The following is a 14,714-nucleotide window of genomic DNA, read 5'->3' as shown; positions in this document are numbered from 1 at the left end:
ACGCGGCCTGCGGCCGCTGCTACGGGGGCATGGGCGACCCGCTGATCGCCGAAGCCACCGCCCGCATCAAACCGCGCAAATAACCCCGGCACGCGGCGAACCCGCGTAGCAGCTGCCGAAGGCTGCGTCCGGCGGCGGGCCTGCGTTGCGCCGGGACGCGGCCTGCGGCCGCTGCTACGGGGGCATGGGCGACCCGCTGATCGCCGAAGCCACCGCCCGCATCAAACCCCGCAAATAACCCCGGCACGCGGCCAATCCCCGTAGCAGCTGCCGAAGGCTGCGTCCGGCGGCGGCCCTGCGTTGCGCCGGGACGCGGCCTGCGGCCGCTGCTACGGGGGCATGGGACAACCCGCTGATCGCCGAAGCCACTGCCCGCATCAAACCGCGCAAATAACCCCGTCACGCGGCGAACCCACGTAGCAGCTGCCGAAGGCTGCGTCCGACGGCGGCCCTGCGTTGCGTCGGGACGCGGCCTGCGGCCGCTGCTACGGGGGCATGGGACGACCCGCTGATCGCCGAAGCCACCGCCCGCATCAAACCCCGCAAATAACCCCGGCACGCGGCCAACCCACGTAGCAGCTGCCGAAGGCTGCGTCCGGCGGCGGGCCTGCGTTGCGCCGGGACGCGGCCTGTGGCCGCTGCTACGGGGGCGGCAGCAACAGCCGCGCCGTCAGCGGCAGGTGATCCGAGATCTCCTCGGTGTCATCCTGCCGCACCCGCGCCTCGATGCGCTTGAGCTTGGGGCTGTGGAACAGGTAGTCCAGGGTGCGGTCGGGCGCCGGTATCGCCGGGTCGTTGGGGTAGTGGGTGAACCAGCCGCTGCGGTCCTCGCCGCTGGCTTCGGTGTTGGCCGGGATCATCGGATAGCGGTCCCACAGCAGATGCAGGGGGCTGTCGGCCGGGTAGGCGTTGCGTTGCGCGGGTGGCAGGCGCAACGCCTGGCCCAGGGGCAGGGCGTTGAAGTCGCCGCCCAGCAGCCACGGCGTGCCGTGGCTTTCCATGCGGTCGATACGCTTGAGAATGGCCTGCATCTGCCGGCCCTGGGTATCCTCGCCCGGTACAGGGCCCTCCAGGTTGGTGTTGAGCACTGCCAGCTGGCCGCCGTTCTGGATCGGCAGGTAGCTGGTCAGCAGCGCGCGGCGCGGGGCAAAGGGCGCGGTCAGCCAATGGCCTTCGGCCTGGGGCAGTTGCTGGCGCTCGGCCTGCACGATCTGGAAGCGGCTCAGGGTCGCCAGCTTGCGCCCGACGCTGCCGAGGATATGCGGGTTGGGGATGAAGTCGGCTTTCCAATCGAAGGCCTCGACGCTGCACGGGTACAGGTCGACGATACGTGCGCGCAGCAGGGTCAGCTGGTCCTGGTAGTCGCTGGCCTTGGCGCCGTCGTCCAGCTCTTGTAGCAGCACCAGGTCGGGCTGTTCATCGCGAATGACCCGTGCCACCTCATCGAGGTTGTAGGCCAGGTCCTCGGCGGTGGCGCGGTCGTCCGGGCCGCTGCCATCGGGCAGGTCGTTCCAGAACACGTACTGCTTGCCCGCCAGGTGCTGCACGTTCCAGGTCATCACCTTCACGGCCTGGCCCGGCACCAGCTGTGGCGCCGGCCCGCGGCACATATTGGCGAGCTTCTCGCGCTGGGGCGGGTGCCAGGTCAGGGTGTAGGCCAGGATGCCCAGCAGCAGCGCCAGGGCCACCAGTACCAGCAGGGTGTTGCGCAGGAGTCGGGTCATGGGCTCGGCTTTGGCTTCGCGGTATCACCGGAGCATAACCGAGCCAGGCGCCGCGCCCAAGCCTCAGGGCTGGGTCGTGTCGCCCACGCGCAGCATGAACAGGCGGTACAGCACCACGCTGGTGAACAGTTGCAGGAAGCCGTTGACGCTATCCAGCAGCAGCGCCTGCCAGTTGCTGGGCTCGGGCCACACCGAATTGCTGACCAGGTCGATGGCCCACAACGGTATCAGCGCGCCGAACACGCAGAGCAGGATGCGCACGAAGTGCCCCTGGGTCAGCTGGAAGCTGTCGCGCATCGCCGCCATGGGCGTCAGGCCGCGCAACACCAGCAGGTACTCGGCAAACACCAGCCGGATCATGACGTAGACGCCCGGCAGCACGAACAACGACAGGCCGAGCATGATCAGCACGGTGCTGCTCGCCGCCAGCACGGCGAAGAATGGCCACAGGCGCAGGGTCACGGCCAGCAGGTTGCGCTTGAGCGGCTGCAGGCCCTTGCTGCGGGCGTCGAGGAACAGAATCAGCGCACCGGTGTACAGCGGGTAGAACAGCAGGCCCACGATGATGTCATACATGGGAGAGGCGTCTTCGCCCACCGTGTGCTGCACCATCTGGGTGGCCAGGGCTTCCAGCACCACCAGTGGCAGGCACAGCTGGGCAATGGCCAGCAGGTTGCGGCGGAAGAAATACAGGGAATCGCGCAGTACGCTCAAGGGGTTCATCAGTCGGTATCGCAGTAGTCAAAGCAGGCCGACACTTTAGCCCATGCGCCAGGTGGCTCCAACCGCGCTGGCGTGTCGCTGCCTGAAGGAAGTTTCATGGGGCGCTACCATTGAAACCGTCATGCACGTGCCCCATTTTGTACGCAGGCCGCCCATACCGGGCCGGGCCGAATTTTTACCGGCAATCTAACGAGGTCGCCATGAACAGCGAAGAGCAAACCCTGATCGATGGTCTGTTTACCCGGCTCAAGCAAGCCGAAACGGGAGCAGCCCCACGCGACGCCCAGGCGTTCGAGCGGATCAAGGAACATGTGGCCGCGCAACCGGCAGTACCTTATTACATGGCCCAGGCCATCCTGGTACAGGAAGCGGCCCTCAAGCGCATGGACGAGCAGGTGAAGAAACTGCAGGCCGACCTGGCGCAAGCCCAGGCCCAGGCCGCTGCCGCCCAGCAACAGCCGCAACAGAGCGGCGGTTTCCTGTCGAGCATTTTCGGTGGCGGTTCCCGTGAACCGGCCCCGGCCCCGCAGTCGTCCGGTGGCTGGCGCGAACCTGGCAACCAGCAGTACCAGCAACCGCCACAACAGCCGCAGTACGCGCCACCACCACCGCCACAACAGGCGGCTCCAGCCGCTGGCGGCTTCATGCGTGGCGCCCTGCAGACCGCAGCCGGCGTGGCCGGTGGCGTGATGCTGGCCGAAGGCATCAGCAGCCTGTTCCACCACAACAACCAGCCCCAGGAAATCGTCGAAGTGCTGCAAGAGCCAGTGCCGATGCAGGACCAGGGCGGTTGGGGCAACGAGCCCGAGCGTTTCGCCAACAACGATTCGTGGGGCGGCAACAATAACGGCGGCGGCTTCGCTGACTCCGACTTCAACGACGACAGCGGCGGCAGCTTCTTCGACGACGACGACACCTTCGTCTGACCCCCTCGGCAGACGGCCCGCCACCCCCTGGCGGGCCGTTTCGCCAGACAATTCCCAGCACCCGCGTTGCAACTGGCATACTGACGGCCTGATCAAGGTCGAGCGCTTTGGCGCCACGAGGATGTGCGGTGAAAAGAATCGCGGTGTTCGCCGATGTACAAAACCTCTACTACACCGTTCGTCAGGCGTATGGTTGCCACTTCAACTATGCCGCCCTGTGGGCTGACATCAGCAAGGGCGGGCAGATCGTCGAGGCCTACGCCTATGCCATCGACCGTGGTGACAGCAAACAGCAGCAGTTCCAGCAGATCCTGCGCAACCTGGGCTTCACGGTAAAACTCAAACCGTACATCCAGCGCAGCGACGGTTCGGCCAAGGGCGACTGGGACGTGGGCATCACCATCGATATCATGGACGCCGCCGACCGCGTCGACGAAGTGGTGCTGGCCTCCGGCGACGGCGACTTCGACCTGCTGCTCGAACGCATCATCAGCAAGCACGGCGTCACCGCCGTGGCCTACGGCGTGCCGGGGCTCACCGCCAATTCACTGATCCGCGCCGCCAGCCGCTACGTGCCCATCGAAGGCGCGTTGCTGCTCAAGAACTGAACCCTGGAGTTGTTTTTGGAACGTATTGCCGTCATCGACTTTGAAACCACCGGCATCTCGCCGAACGCGTACTGCCGCGCCACCGAAATCGCCGTGGTAATGCTCGAGGGCGGGCAGATCGTGGACCGTTACCAGAGCCTGATGAACGCCGGCGTCGCGGTGCCGGGCTTCGTCGCCAGCCTGACCGGCATTACCACCGCCATGGTGCGCAGCGCGCCGCCGGTGGCCCAGGTGATGAACGAGGTGGCGGATTTCGTCGGTGACACGCCGCTGCTGGCCCACAATGCCTCATTCGACCAACGGTTCTGGGACTTCGAACTGGGCCTGCTGCGCCGCGAGCGCCGCCAGCGCTTCGCCTGCTCGATGCTGCTGGCCCGCCGCCTGATGCCGGCCGCGCCGAACCACAAGCTCGGCACCCTGACCCAGTGGGCCGGCCTGCCGAACACCGGCACCGCCCACCGGGCCATGGCCGACGCCGAGATGGCCGCCAACCTGATCCAGCACCTGGCCGGCGAGCTACGCAGCACCCACGGCCTGAGCAACGTCGGCCACGACCTGTTCTGCACCTTGCAGAAGATCCCCGCGGCGAAGATCGGCGAGGCCCTGCGCAAGCAGCGCGGTTGAACGCCGGCGAACCGCAACAGGCGCCGACAAGGTAAACTGCGCACCATTGCAGAACTTGACCTTACGGTACCCCTGATGACATTCGCCACCCTTGGCCTGATCGAACCCCTGCTGCGCGCCCTGGAAACCCTCGGCTACCAGACCCCGACGCCAGTACAGGCCCAGGCCATCCCGGCCGTGCTGGCCGGCCGCGACCTGATGGCCGCAGCCCAGACCGGCACCGGCAAGACCGCCGGCTTCGCCCTGCCGATGCTGCAGCGCCTGACCATGGAAGGCCCGAAAGTGGCCAGCAACTCGGTGCGCGCCCTGGTGCTGGTGCCGACCCGCGAGCTGGCCGAGCAGGTGCACGCCAACATCCAGGAATACGGCCAACATCTGCCGCTGAGCACCTACGCGGTGTACGGCGGCGTCAGCATCAACCCGCAGATGATGAAGCTGCGCAAGGGTGTCGACCTGCTGGTGGCCACCCCGGGCCGCCTGCTCGACCTGTACCGCCAGAACGCGGTCAAGTTCAGCCAGCTGGAAACCCTGGTGCTGGACGAGGCCGACCGCATGCTCGACCTGGGCTTCGCCGAAGAGCTGCGTGACATCTACGCCGCCCTGCCGAAGAAGCGCCAGACCCTGCTGTTCTCCGCCACCTTCTCCGACGCCATCCGCCTGCTCGCCGGGCAGATGCTCAACAACCCGCTGAGCATCGAAGTCAGCCCGCGCAACGTCGCCGCCGCGTCCGTGAAGCAGTGGGTGGTGACCGTGGACAAGAAGCGCAAGCCCGAGCTGTTCATCCACCTGCTCAAGCGCCTGAAGTGGAAGCAGACCCTGGTGTTCGCCAAGACCCGCAACGGTGTCGACGCGTTGGTGGAGCGCCTGCAGGGCCTGGGCATCAACGCCGACGGCATCCACGGCGACAAGCCCCAGGCCACGCGCCAGCGCGCCCTGGACCGCTTCAAGGCCAATGAAGTGCAGATCCTGGTGGCCACCGACGTCGCTGCCCGCGGCCTGGACATCGATGACCTGCCTACCGTGGTCAACTTCGACCTGCCTATCGTGGCCGAAGACTACGTGCACCGCATCGGCCGCACCGGCCGTGCCGGCCTGACGGGCGAGGCGATCTCGCTGGTGTGCGCCGACGAAGTGCAGCTGCTGTCGGCCATCGAAGTGCTGACCCGCCAGACCCTCAAGCGCACCGAAGAGCAGGGTTTCGAGCCTGATCACCGGGTGCCGGAAACCAACGCCAGCGGCGAAGTGCTGAAGAAACCGAAAAAGCCGAAGAAACCCAAGGTCACCGGCGGCAAGCGCACCCTGGGCAAGTGGCTGGACAGCGGCGACACCCCCACCGAAAACGTCGCCCCGGCGGCCAAGCCGGTGCGCAAGGTGCCCGCGTTCAACACTGGCCCGCGCAAGCGCAAGCCCTGACCTATCGCAGCGCCTTCGGCCTCTCTGCGTAGCAGCTGCCGAAGGCTGCGTCCGGCGGCCGTCCTGCGTTGCTTCGGGACGCGGCCTGGCGGCCGCTGCTACGGGGTGTGTGGGGTGTTCAGCCAGGTAAGGGCGCCCTCGGCGGCGCGGCGGCCGCTAGCGAAGCACGCGGTCAGCAGGTAACCGCCGGTCGGCGCTTCCCAGTCCAGCATTTCCCCCGCGCAGAACACGCCAGGCAGCGCCTGCAGCATCAACCCCGCGTCCAGCGCTTCGAAACGCACGCCACCGGCGGTGCTGATGGCTTCATCCAGCGGCCGTGGCCGCACCAGCACGATCGGCAGCGCCTTGATCGCCTGGGCCAACGCCTGCGGGTCATCGAAGGTGGCCTTGTCGGTCAGCTCGCGCAGCAGGGCCGCCTTCACGCCATCCAGGCCAAGCACGCTGTGCAAATGCTTGGCCATGGAACGCGAGCCGCGCGGCCGGGCCAGGGCGGCAGCCACTTTATCCACAGCCTTGTTCGGCAGCAGGTCGAGGTACAGCGTCGCCTGGCCGCTGGCGTTGATCTGCTCGCGCACCTGCGCCGACAGCGCATACACCAGGCTGCCTTCGATACCGCCGGCGGTAACGATGGCCTCGCCCAGGCGTGGCGTTGCCCCGGCCAGGTACATTGCGACGTTCTTCAGTGGCGCACCGGCGAATTTCTCGCGCAGCAGCTCACTCCAGCCCGCCACCTCAAAGCCGCAGTTCGCCGCCTGCAACGGCGCGGTCGCAACGCCCCGGGCCTGCAACCACGGCAGCCAGGCGCCATCCGACCCCAGCCGCGCCCAACTGGCGCCCCCCAGCGCCAGCAGCGTGGCGTCGGGGCGCAGGGTCAATTCACCCTCAGGATGGGTTATGCACAGGCTGCCGTCCGCGCGCCAGCCCTGCCAGCGGTGCCGGGTGTGGATAACCACGCCCTGCTCGCGCAGGCGCTTGAGCCAGGCGCGCAGCAACGGCGCGGCCTTCATGTCGGTGGGGAATACGCGGCCAGAGGTGCCGACGAAGGTCTCGATGCCCAGCCCGTGAATCCATTGGCACAGGTGCTCGGCGTTGAAGCCTTCAAGCAGCGCGGCCACTTCGTCGCGGCGTTCGGCGTAGCGGCCGACAAAGGCGGCATAGGGTTCGGAATGGGTGATGTTCATGCCACCCACGCCGGCCAGCAGGAACTTGCGCCCCACCGACGGCATGGCGTCGAACACCTCGACGCGCACGCCGGCCTGGCTCAGGACTTCCGCTGCCATCAACCCGGCAGGGCCGCCACCGATGATGGCGACGTGGTGGACAGGGGCGGGCAGGGAGTGAGACATGGGCGGCCATCGGGTGCGAAATAAGCCGACCATTGTAGCTCATCACCGGTGGATAAAAAACGTACAACGGGCTGCAGGCCGCGCCGATACTGGCGTGGCAGAGCTTGCCCGCAGGTTATCCACAGGCGGCTCCACAGCCGATGTGGGTAAGTTACAGCCCCAGGTCCGTCCACACCCGCTGGGCGCTGTGGTGCAGCAGGCCGTGGCGGCGGGCCAGGGCCTGGCGGTCCTTGCTGTAGCCGCCGCCGATCACGCCCATCACCGCAATGTCGCGGCCCAGGCAGTGCCGCAGCACCGCCTCGTCGCGGGCCGACACCCCGGCGTCGGTCAATTGCAGGTAGCCTAGGGCGTCGTCCTTGTGCACGTCCACGCCGGCGTCGTACAGCACCAGGTCGGGCTGGTACAGCGGCAGCAGGTAATTCAGCGTGTCGTGCACCACTGCCAGGTAATCGGCGTCGCCCATGCCCATGGGCAGCGGAATGTCCCAGTCGCTGTCGGCCTTGCGCGCAGGAAAGTTCTTCTCGCAGTGCAGGGAGACGGTGATGGCGTCCGGGGTGTCGGCGAGAATTCGCGCGGTGCCGTCGCCCTGGTGCACGTCGCAGTCGAAGATCAGCACCCGGCTCACCCGGCCGCTGCCCAGCAGCGCGTGGCTGATGATGGCCAGGTCGTTGAAAATGCAGAACCCGGCAGGGTGGTCATAATGAGCATGGTGGGTGCCGCCGGCCAGGTGGCAGGCCAGGCCGTGCTGCAACGCCTGCTCGGCGGCCAGCAGCGAGCCGCCCACGGCGCGCACGGTGCGCCGCGCAAGGGCCTCGCTCCAAGGCAGGCCCAGGCGGCGCTGGTCTTCGCGGGCCAGTTCGCCGCTCATGAAGCGCTCGATGTAGTCGCGGTCATGGGCCAGCGCCAGCACGTCGTTGGGGCACAATTCCGGGCGCAGCAAGTCCGCGTCCTGCACCAGGCCGCTGGTCACCAGGTGGTCACGCAGTAGGCGGAACTTGTCCATGGGGAACCGGTGTTCGGGCGGGAAGGGCGGGCTGTAGTCGTCGTGATAAATCAGTGGCAGCGGCATGAGCAATTCGCGGCAGGTGGATGTCCGATTCTTGCCACGCTCACGATAAACTTCAAGGACTGCACGGGGGAATGCACCGATGAAGCCGATTTTGCAGCTGGAAAGCGCGCGCCTGGTGCTGCGCCAGTGGCGCGACGAGGACCTGCCGGAGTTCGCCGCCATGTCGGCCGACCCGCAGGTGATGCGCTACTTCCCGGCCTTGCTCACGCGCCTGGAAAGCGCCGCCCTGATTGGCCGCGTGCGCGGCCATTTCAATGAGTACGGCTTCGGCCTGTGGGCGCTGGAGCGCAAGGACACCGGTGCCTTCATCGGCTTCACCGGCCTCAGCCACGTCAACTTCGAGGCACCGTTCACCCCGGCGGTGGAAATCGGCTGGCGCCTGGCGCGCCGCCACTGGGGCCTGGGGTTCGCCAGCGAGGCGGCCTGGACCAGCCTGCGCGTGGCGTTCGGGCAGCTGGGCCTGGAGGAAGTGGTGTCGTTCACCGCCCAGTGCAACCTGCCCTCGGAGAAGGTGATGCAGGCCATCGGCATGCAGCGCGACCCCAGGGGCGATTTCGATCACCCGCGCCTGCCTGCCGGCCATGAGCTGCAGCGCCACCTGCTGTACCGCATCGACCGCGACGAGTGGCGTCACACCCTGCACGGCTAGACCAACGTCGCGACGGTGGGGTTTGCCCCTGTAAAGCCTGTATCATTTCCCCGGTTGGCTCGTTTCACGGGCACTGTCAGCGTTTTTTGGAGAGTTCGTATGAGCCATGTGTTGGACGACCTGGTCGACCTGTTGACCCTGGAACCCATCGAGGAAAACCTGTTTCGCGGGCGCAGCCAGGACCTGGGTTTCCGCCAGCTGTTTGGCGGCCAGGTACTGGGCCAGTCGCTGTCGGCGGCCAGCCAGACCGTGGAAGACGCCCGCCACGTGCACTCGCTGCATGGCTATTTCCTGCGCCCGGGCGACGCCCAGCTGCCGGTGGTGTACATGGTCGACAAGGTGCGCGACGGCGGCAGCTTCAGCACCCGCCGGGTGACCGCGGTGCAGAAGGGCCAGCAGATCTTCACCTGCAGCGCCTCCTTCCAGTACGACGAGGAAGGCTACGAGCACCAGGCCTCGATGCCCAACGTGGTGGGCCCGGAAAACCTGCCCACCGAGCTTGAGCTGACGCAGAAGAACGCGCACCTGCTGCCCGAGCACATCCGCGACAAGCTGCTGTGCCCCAAGCCCATCGAGGTGCGCCCGGTGACCGAGCGCGATCCCTACAACCCGGTGCCTGGCGACCCGGTGAAGTACGTGTGGTTCCGCGCCGACGGCACCCTGCCGGACATCCCGGCGCTGCACAAATACATCATGGCGTACGCCTCGGACTTCGGCCTGCTGACCACCTCGCTGCTGCCCCACGGCAAGTCGGTGTGGCACAAGGACATGCAGCTGGCCAGCCTCGACCACGCCCTGTGGTTCCACGGCGACCTGCGCGCCGATGACTGGCTGCTGTACGCCATGGACAGCCCCTGGGCCGCCAACGCCCGCGGTTTCTGCCGTGGCAGCGTGTACAACCGCGCCGGCCAGCTGGTGGCGTCCGCGGCCCAGGAAGGCCTGATCCGCCAACGCAAGGACTGGGCATGAGCCTGCGGGATATCCGCCACTGGGTGTTCGACATGGACGGCACCCTGACCGTGGCGGTACACGACTTCGCGGCCATTCGCGTGGCCCTGGAGATTCCGCCCGAGGACGACATCCTCACCCACCTGGCCGCCTTGCCGGCCGAGGTGGCAGCGGCCAAGCACGCCTGGCTGCTGGAACACGAGCGCGAACTGGCGGTGGCCTCCCGCGCCGCCGATGGTGCGGTTGCGCTGGTGCGCAGCCTGGCAGCGCGCGGGCATACCCTGGGCATCCTGACGCGCAACGCGCGGGAGCTGGCGCACATCACCCTGGAAGCCATCGGCATCGCCGACTGTTTTGCCGTTGCAGACGTGCTGGGCCGTGACGACGCGCTGCCCAAGCCCAACCCCGACGGCCTGCTCAAGCTGGCCCGCGCCTGGGGCGTGGCGCCGGCGCAGATGGTGATGGTCGGCGATTACCGATTCGACCTCGACTGCGGCCGTGCAGCGGGCACCCACACCGTATTGGTCAACCTGCCCGAAAACCCCTGGCCCGAACTGGCCGACTGGCACGCCCCCACCTGCACCGACCTGCTCAACCTCGCCTGATTCCCACTACCCCGTAGCAGCTGCCGAAGGCTGCGTCCTCCCCCGTCATGCATGGGGCCGGGGACGCGGCCTTCGGCAGCTGCTACGGGATACGGTTGCCCCCGGCGGACCTTCGCACACCAGCAGATGAAACTAAACTAACTATTCCGATCATTTTCTTAAATTTTGAAATAGTTTTTTGCTACCATTGGTCTTAATCCTTGCAGGGTGCGTCATTATGATGCACCCCTCGCACTAGGCTAGAAATGCATTGCCTGCCGATACACCCCCAGAACCAATTCAAATCGTAGAGAATCATGCTGATCAAATCCTCGCGTTGCATTAAGACTTCGGGCCTGGTGGCCGGCCTGTCGCTGGGCTCCCTGGTGGTTGCGGCCCCGGGCATGGCCCTGGCTGACGACTCGACCATGACCGGTAACTGGGGCGGCGAGCGTACCCGCCTCGAGAACGAAGGCATCAAGATCACCAGCGACTACGTTTCCGAAACGTTCGGCACCGTGCACGGCGGCGAGAGCCATGGTGCTCGCTACGCCCAGCAGCTGCGTATTGGCGCGCGTTTCGACCTGAGCAAGATCCTGGGTATCGACAACGGCGGCGTCGTGCAGGTCATGGTCACCGACCGTCGCGGCAACAGCGCCTCGGCCGACCTGGTGGGCAACCGCCTGCCGGTGCAGGAAATCTACGGCGGCCAGTACACCCGCATCAGCGAGGTCAGCTACGAGCGCACCATCTTCACCCCGAACCTGGACATGAAAGTGGGCTTCATGCCCATGGGTAACGACTTCGGCGGCATGAGCATCCTCACCAACTTCGTCAACGCCGGCTTCTGCGCCCACCCGTTGTCGATGTCCGGTGGCAGCGGCTGGACCAACGCCCCGACCGGCCACTGGGGCGGCATGCTGAAGTACAAGATCAACGACGAGTGGGCTATCCAGACCGCCGCGTTCGAGGTCAACCCGATCACCAACAGCGAGTCCAAGTACGCGCTGCGCATGAGCCCGGACCACTACACCGGCACCATCATGCCGATCGAAGCCATCTACACCCGTGGCGGCACCTACGACGGCCAGTACAAGTTCGGCTGGTACTACGACACTTCCGACACCGCGCGCATCGCCGGCAATGGCACCGCTGCCGGCCGTTCGGGCTCCTACGTGCTGGCTGACCAGGCCGTATGGCGCTCCGCCACCGACCCCAAGCGCAACCTGCACGTGTTCGGCCAGGCCACCCAGACCGACGCCGCCACCTCGCCGTTCCGTCACTGGTACTCGGCTGGCGTAGTGCTGCACAAACCGTTCGACAGCCGTCCTGACGACGCCATCGGCCTGGCCTATGGCCGCGCCGTGCTGAACGAGCGCACCCGCGACAACCAGATCGCCGCTGCCACCACTGCTGCCGCAGCTGATGACATCGACAACCTGGACAGCGGCGAGCAGCTGATCGAGCTGAGCTACACCGCGCAAGTCACCAAGTGGCTGACCGTGCGTCCTGACGTGCAGTACATCAAGGAACCAGGCGCCTTCTACGGCGTGAACACCCAGAACGCGCTGATGGCTGGCGTGCAGGTCAAGGCCGCGTTCTGATCACAGGTTCTTCGTCCCGAAGGTATCGCACTGGTTGATCTGACCCTGGGCGAAACCGGTCTTGAACCAGCGCACGCGCTGGGCTGAAGTACCATGGGTGAACGAGTCGGGGACCACGCGTCCCTGGCTCTGCTGCTGCAAGCGATCGTCGCCAATGGCATTGGCGGCGTTCAGCGCCGACTCAACGTCGCCGGGCTCCAGCCAGTGCAGCCGCTGTTGCGCATGGAACGCCCACACCCCCGCCAGGCAATCGGCCTGCAACTCCTGCCTTACCGACAAGCCATTTGCGCCTTCCATCTGTTCGCCACGCTGGCGCGCGGCCTGCACTTTCGCCGGTATGCCCAGCAGGTTCTGCACGTGGTGGCCCACTTCATGGGCGATCACGTAGGCGTCGGCAAACTCGCCGGCGGCGTGGAAGCGCTGGTCCATTTCCTTGAAGAAATCCATGTCCAGGTACACCTGGCGGTCGCCCGGGCAATAGAACGGGCCGGTGGCCGAGGTGGCGAAGCCGCAGGCCGAATTGACCTGGCCGCGGAACAGAATCAGCTTGGGGTCCTGGTACTGGCGGCCGGCCTTCTGGAAGATCTGCCCCCAGGTGTCCTCGGTGTCGCCCAGTATTGCCCGGACGAAATCGGCCTGCTGGTCGTTGGCAGGCGGGGCAGGGCGGCTGCGGGTGTCCACCGGGGCGGTCTGCGGCTGGCTCAGTTGCCCGGTCAGTTGTCCAAGAATCTGCATGGGGTCCTGGCCGGTCAGCAGGCCGAAGCCGACGATCAGCACCACCGCGGTCAGGCTCAGGCCCTTGCCGCCAATGCGCAGCCCGCCGCCTCCGCCGCCTGCGCCAGGGTCATCGTCGCGGGCGTCCACCACGTTGTCACTGCGCCGGCCTTTTTTCCACAGCATGGTGAGCACCCTCCACGATCACTATTCAGATAACCATTTGGATATGTATCCGACTGGTATATTCAATTTTCGTTGTGGGAATTTTCATTGAGACTAGTCCGAAGCCTGTCCGCAGGACCCAATAAATCAAATAATAGGAGAACGGCATGTCTTCCCAAGACACCAGTCGCTTCGTTATCCGTGATCGCAATTGGCACCCCAAGGCCCTGACCCCCGACTACAAGACCTCCGTGGCCCGTTCCCCGCGCCAGGCGCTGGTGAGCATCCCGCAGTCGGCCAGCGAGTCTACCGGCCCTGATTTTTCCCACCTGAAATTCGGCAAGTACGACAACGACCTGCTGCTGAACTTCAACAATGGTGGCCTGCCCATCGGCGAGCGCATCATCGTCGCCGGCCGTGTGTGCGACCAGTACGGCAAGCCGATCCCCCACACCCTGGTGGAAATCTGGCAAGCGAACGCCGGCGGCCGCTACCGTCACAAGAACGACCGCTACCTGGCGCCGCTGGACCCCAACTTCGGTGGTGTCGGCCGCATGGTCACCGACAGCGAAGGCTACTTCAACTTCCGCACCATCAAGCCGGGCCCGTACCCATGGCGCAACGGCCCGAACGACTGGCGCCCGGCGCACATTCACGTGTCGGTCAGCGGCCCGTCGATCTCCACGCGCCTGATCACCCAGCTGTACTTCGAAGGCGACCCGCTGATCCCGATGTGCCCGATCGTCAAGTCGATCGCCGACCCTGAAGCCGTGCAGAGCCTGATCGCCAAGCTCGACATGAACCACGCAAACCCGATGGATTGCCTGGCTTACCGCTTCGACATCGTGCTGCGCGGCCAGCGCAAGACCCACTTCGAGAACTGCTGAGGAGAGCGCCACCATGCCTATTACCTTGCTCAAGGAAACACCTTCGCAGACCGCTGGCCCGTACGTGCACATCGGCCTGGCCCTGTCCGCTGCCGGCAACCCGCCGCGCGACGAGGAAATCTGGAACCAGATGGCCAAGCCCGGTGCACCCGGCGAGCACATCATCCTGCTGGGCGACGTCTACGACGGCAACGGCCACAAGGTGCGCGATTCGTTCCTGGAGTTCTGGCAGGCTGACGCCAACGGCCACTACGACACGGACTACAACCTGGAGAAGCCGTTCAACAGCTTCGGCCGCACCGCCACCACCTTCGACGGCGGCGAGTGGGACCTGCACACCATCAAGCCGGGCGTGGTCAAGAACGCCGCCGGCGTGCCGATGGCGCCGCACATCAACGTCAGCCTGTTTGCCCGTGGCATCAACATCCACCTGCAAACCCGCCTGTACTTCAGCGACGAAGCCGAGGCCAACGCCAAGGACCCGGTGCTGAACCTGATCGAGCAGCCGGCCCGTCGCGAAACCCTGATCGCCACCCGTTGCGAAGTGAACGGCAAGACCGCCTACCGCTTCGACATCCGCATCCAGGGTGAAGGCGAGACGGTGTTCTTCGACTTCTAAGCCTGTTTGCAGCCACAAAAAAACCGCCCTTCAAGGCGGTTTTTTTATTTCATCCCCCGTAGCAGCGGCCGCAGGCCGCGTCAGGGCCTATGACGCGGCCTGCGGCCGCTG

At 66.1% G+C, this 14,714-nt stretch carries 15 protein-coding genes; 10 read left to right on the top strand and 5 right to left on the bottom strand.

Annotated features, from left to right (window positions below):
• Nucleotides 1–641: 641 nt before the first annotated feature.
• Together AC0Z2B_RS19325 and AC0Z2B_RS19320 are read right to left on the bottom strand one after the other, a co-directional pair.
• Nucleotides 642–1,724 (bottom strand): endonuclease/exonuclease/phosphatase family protein, encoded by a 1,083-nt coding sequence (locus AC0Z2B_RS19325; RefSeq protein ID WP_476298786.1) that lies wholly within the window; start codon nucleotides 1,722–1,724, stop codon nucleotides 642–644.
• 63 nt (nucleotides 1,725–1,787) lie between these two features.
• Nucleotides 1,788–2,447 (bottom strand): YciC family protein, encoded by a 660-nt coding sequence (locus AC0Z2B_RS19320; protein ID WP_416427035.1) that lies wholly within the window; start codon nucleotides 2,445–2,447, stop codon nucleotides 1,788–1,790.
• A gap of 200 nt (nucleotides 2,448–2,647) precedes the next feature.
• Between AC0Z2B_RS19320 and AC0Z2B_RS19315 the strand changes: the two genes are divergently transcribed.
• The 4 genes from AC0Z2B_RS19315 (at nucleotide 2,648) to AC0Z2B_RS19300 (ending at nucleotide 6,018) form a co-directional block, all read left to right on the top strand.
• A complete protein-coding gene (locus AC0Z2B_RS19315; RefSeq protein ID WP_476298784.1) occupies nucleotides 2,648–3,373 on the top strand; it encodes a DUF2076 domain-containing protein in 726 nt (241 codons plus the stop codon).
• A gap of 128 nt (nucleotides 3,374–3,501) precedes the next feature.
• Nucleotides 3,502–3,981 carry a LabA-like NYN domain-containing protein gene (locus AC0Z2B_RS19310; protein WP_416427033.1) on the top strand — a complete coding sequence of 160 codons (480 nt, stop codon included), beginning with the start codon at nucleotides 3,502–3,504 and terminating at the stop codon, nucleotides 3,979–3,981.
• 15 nt (nucleotides 3,982–3,996) lie between these two features.
• Nucleotides 3,997–4,605 (top strand): 3'-5' exonuclease, encoded by a 609-nt coding sequence (locus AC0Z2B_RS19305; protein ID WP_416427032.1) that lies wholly within the window; start codon nucleotides 3,997–3,999, stop codon nucleotides 4,603–4,605.
• 75 nt (nucleotides 4,606–4,680) lie between these two features.
• Nucleotides 4,681–6,018, top strand: a complete 1,338-nt coding sequence (locus AC0Z2B_RS19300; protein WP_476298781.1) for a DEAD/DEAH box helicase — start codon at nucleotides 4,681–4,683, stop codon at nucleotides 6,016–6,018.
• Between the two features lie 98 nt (nucleotides 6,019–6,116).
• Here the strand turns inward: AC0Z2B_RS19300 and AC0Z2B_RS19295 are convergent, their stop codons facing one another.
• Together AC0Z2B_RS19295 and AC0Z2B_RS19290 are read right to left on the bottom strand one after the other, a co-directional pair.
• Nucleotides 6,117–7,364, bottom strand: a complete 1,248-nt coding sequence (locus AC0Z2B_RS19295) for a TIGR03862 family flavoprotein (protein WP_476298779.1) — start codon at nucleotides 7,362–7,364, stop codon at nucleotides 6,117–6,119.
• A gap of 151 nt (nucleotides 7,365–7,515) precedes the next feature.
• A complete protein-coding gene (locus AC0Z2B_RS19290; protein ID WP_476298777.1) occupies nucleotides 7,516–8,433 on the bottom strand; it encodes a histone deacetylase family protein in 918 nt (305 codons plus the stop codon).
• A 79-nt stretch (nucleotides 8,434–8,512) separates the two neighbouring features.
• On the opposite strand from AC0Z2B_RS19290, the gene AC0Z2B_RS19285 reads away from it, so the two are divergent.
• From AC0Z2B_RS19285 to AC0Z2B_RS19270, 4 genes are all read left to right on the top strand, one after another.
• The gene (locus tag AC0Z2B_RS19285) at nucleotides 8,513–9,082 is read left to right on the top strand and encodes a GNAT family N-acetyltransferase (RefSeq protein ID WP_473004565.1); all 570 of its coding nucleotides are present in this window, start codon (nucleotides 8,513–8,515) and stop codon (nucleotides 9,080–9,082) included.
• A 99-nt stretch (nucleotides 9,083–9,181) separates the two neighbouring features.
• Complete coding sequence (gene tesB, locus AC0Z2B_RS19280; RefSeq protein ID WP_416427027.1) at nucleotides 9,182–10,051, top strand: acyl-CoA thioesterase II; 870 nt, start codon at nucleotides 9,182–9,184, stop codon at nucleotides 10,049–10,051.
• Nucleotides 10,048–10,635 carry an HAD-IA family hydrolase gene (locus AC0Z2B_RS19275; RefSeq protein WP_473004564.1) on the top strand — a complete coding sequence of 196 codons (588 nt, stop codon included), beginning with the start codon at nucleotides 10,048–10,050 and terminating at the stop codon, nucleotides 10,633–10,635. Before tesB ends, AC0Z2B_RS19275 begins: the two co-directional genes overlap by 4 nt.
• A 296-nt stretch (nucleotides 10,636–10,931) precedes the next feature.
• Nucleotides 10,932–12,218: a carbohydrate porin gene (locus AC0Z2B_RS19270; protein WP_416427025.1), complete on the top strand. Its 1,287-nt coding sequence runs from the start codon at nucleotides 10,932–10,934 to the stop codon at nucleotides 12,216–12,218.
• Here the strand turns inward: AC0Z2B_RS19270 and ypfJ are convergent, their stop codons facing one another.
• Nucleotides 12,219–13,118: a KPN_02809 family neutral zinc metallopeptidase gene (ypfJ, locus tag AC0Z2B_RS19265; RefSeq protein ID WP_416427024.1), complete on the bottom strand. Its 900-nt coding sequence runs from the start codon at nucleotides 13,116–13,118 to the stop codon at nucleotides 12,219–12,221.
• A 146-nt stretch (nucleotides 13,119–13,264) separates the two neighbouring features.
• On the opposite strand from ypfJ, the gene pcaH reads away from it, so the two are divergent.
• Together pcaH and pcaG are read left to right on the top strand one after the other, a co-directional pair.
• On the top strand, nucleotides 13,265–13,984 hold the full coding sequence (gene pcaH / locus AC0Z2B_RS19260; RefSeq protein ID WP_027981145.1) for a protocatechuate 3,4-dioxygenase subunit beta: 720 nt from the start codon (nucleotides 13,265–13,267) through the stop codon (nucleotides 13,982–13,984).
• 13 nt (nucleotides 13,985–13,997) lie between these two features.
• Nucleotides 13,998–14,603, top strand: a complete 606-nt coding sequence (gene pcaG, locus AC0Z2B_RS19255) for a protocatechuate 3,4-dioxygenase subunit alpha (RefSeq protein WP_027981146.1) — start codon at nucleotides 13,998–14,000, stop codon at nucleotides 14,601–14,603.
• Nucleotides 14,604–14,714: the final 111 nt, after the last annotated feature.

The sequence above is a fragment of the Pseudomonas sp. GYB4201 genome, assembly GCF_056312595.1.
Note: the sequence above shows the minus strand (reverse complement) of the source record. Positions and strands in the feature narration are given on the sequence as shown.

Bases quoted from the DNA above. Each gene is read 5' to 3' on its own strand.
- tesB (WP_416427027.1), top strand. From the start codon at position 9,182: ATGAGCCATGTGTTGGACGACCTGGTCGACCTGTTGACCCTGGAACCC.
- AC0Z2B_RS19295 (WP_476298779.1), bottom strand. From the start codon at position 7,364: ATGTCTCACTCCCTGCCCGCCCCTGTCCACCACGTCGCCATCATCGGT.
- ypfJ (WP_416427024.1), bottom strand. From the start codon at position 13,118: ATGCTGTGGAAAAAAGGCCGGCGCAGTGACAACGTGGTGGACGCCCGC.
- AC0Z2B_RS19320 (WP_416427035.1), bottom strand. From the start codon at position 2,447: ATGAACCCCTTGAGCGTACTGCGCGATTCCCTGTATTTCTTCCGCCGC.
- AC0Z2B_RS19315 (WP_476298784.1), top strand. From the start codon at position 2,648: ATGAACAGCGAAGAGCAAACCCTGATCGATGGTCTGTTTACCCGGCTC.
- AC0Z2B_RS19275 (WP_473004564.1), top strand. From the start codon at position 10,048: ATGAGCCTGCGGGATATCCGCCACTGGGTGTTCGACATGGACGGCACC.
- pcaH (WP_027981145.1), top strand. From the start codon at position 13,265: ATGTCTTCCCAAGACACCAGTCGCTTCGTTATCCGTGATCGCAATTGG.
- AC0Z2B_RS19290 (WP_476298777.1), bottom strand. From the start codon at position 8,433: ATGCCGCTGCCACTGATTTATCACGACGACTACAGCCCGCCCTTCCCG.
- AC0Z2B_RS19300 (WP_476298781.1), top strand. From the start codon at position 4,681: ATGACATTCGCCACCCTTGGCCTGATCGAACCCCTGCTGCGCGCCCTG.
- AC0Z2B_RS19270 (WP_416427025.1), top strand. From the start codon at position 10,932: ATGCTGATCAAATCCTCGCGTTGCATTAAGACTTCGGGCCTGGTGGCC.
- pcaG (WP_027981146.1), top strand. From the start codon at position 13,998: ATGCCTATTACCTTGCTCAAGGAAACACCTTCGCAGACCGCTGGCCCG.
- AC0Z2B_RS19325 (WP_476298786.1), bottom strand. From the start codon at position 1,724: ATGACCCGACTCCTGCGCAACACCCTGCTGGTACTGGTGGCCCTGGCG.
- AC0Z2B_RS19285 (WP_473004565.1), top strand. From the start codon at position 8,513: ATGAAGCCGATTTTGCAGCTGGAAAGCGCGCGCCTGGTGCTGCGCCAG.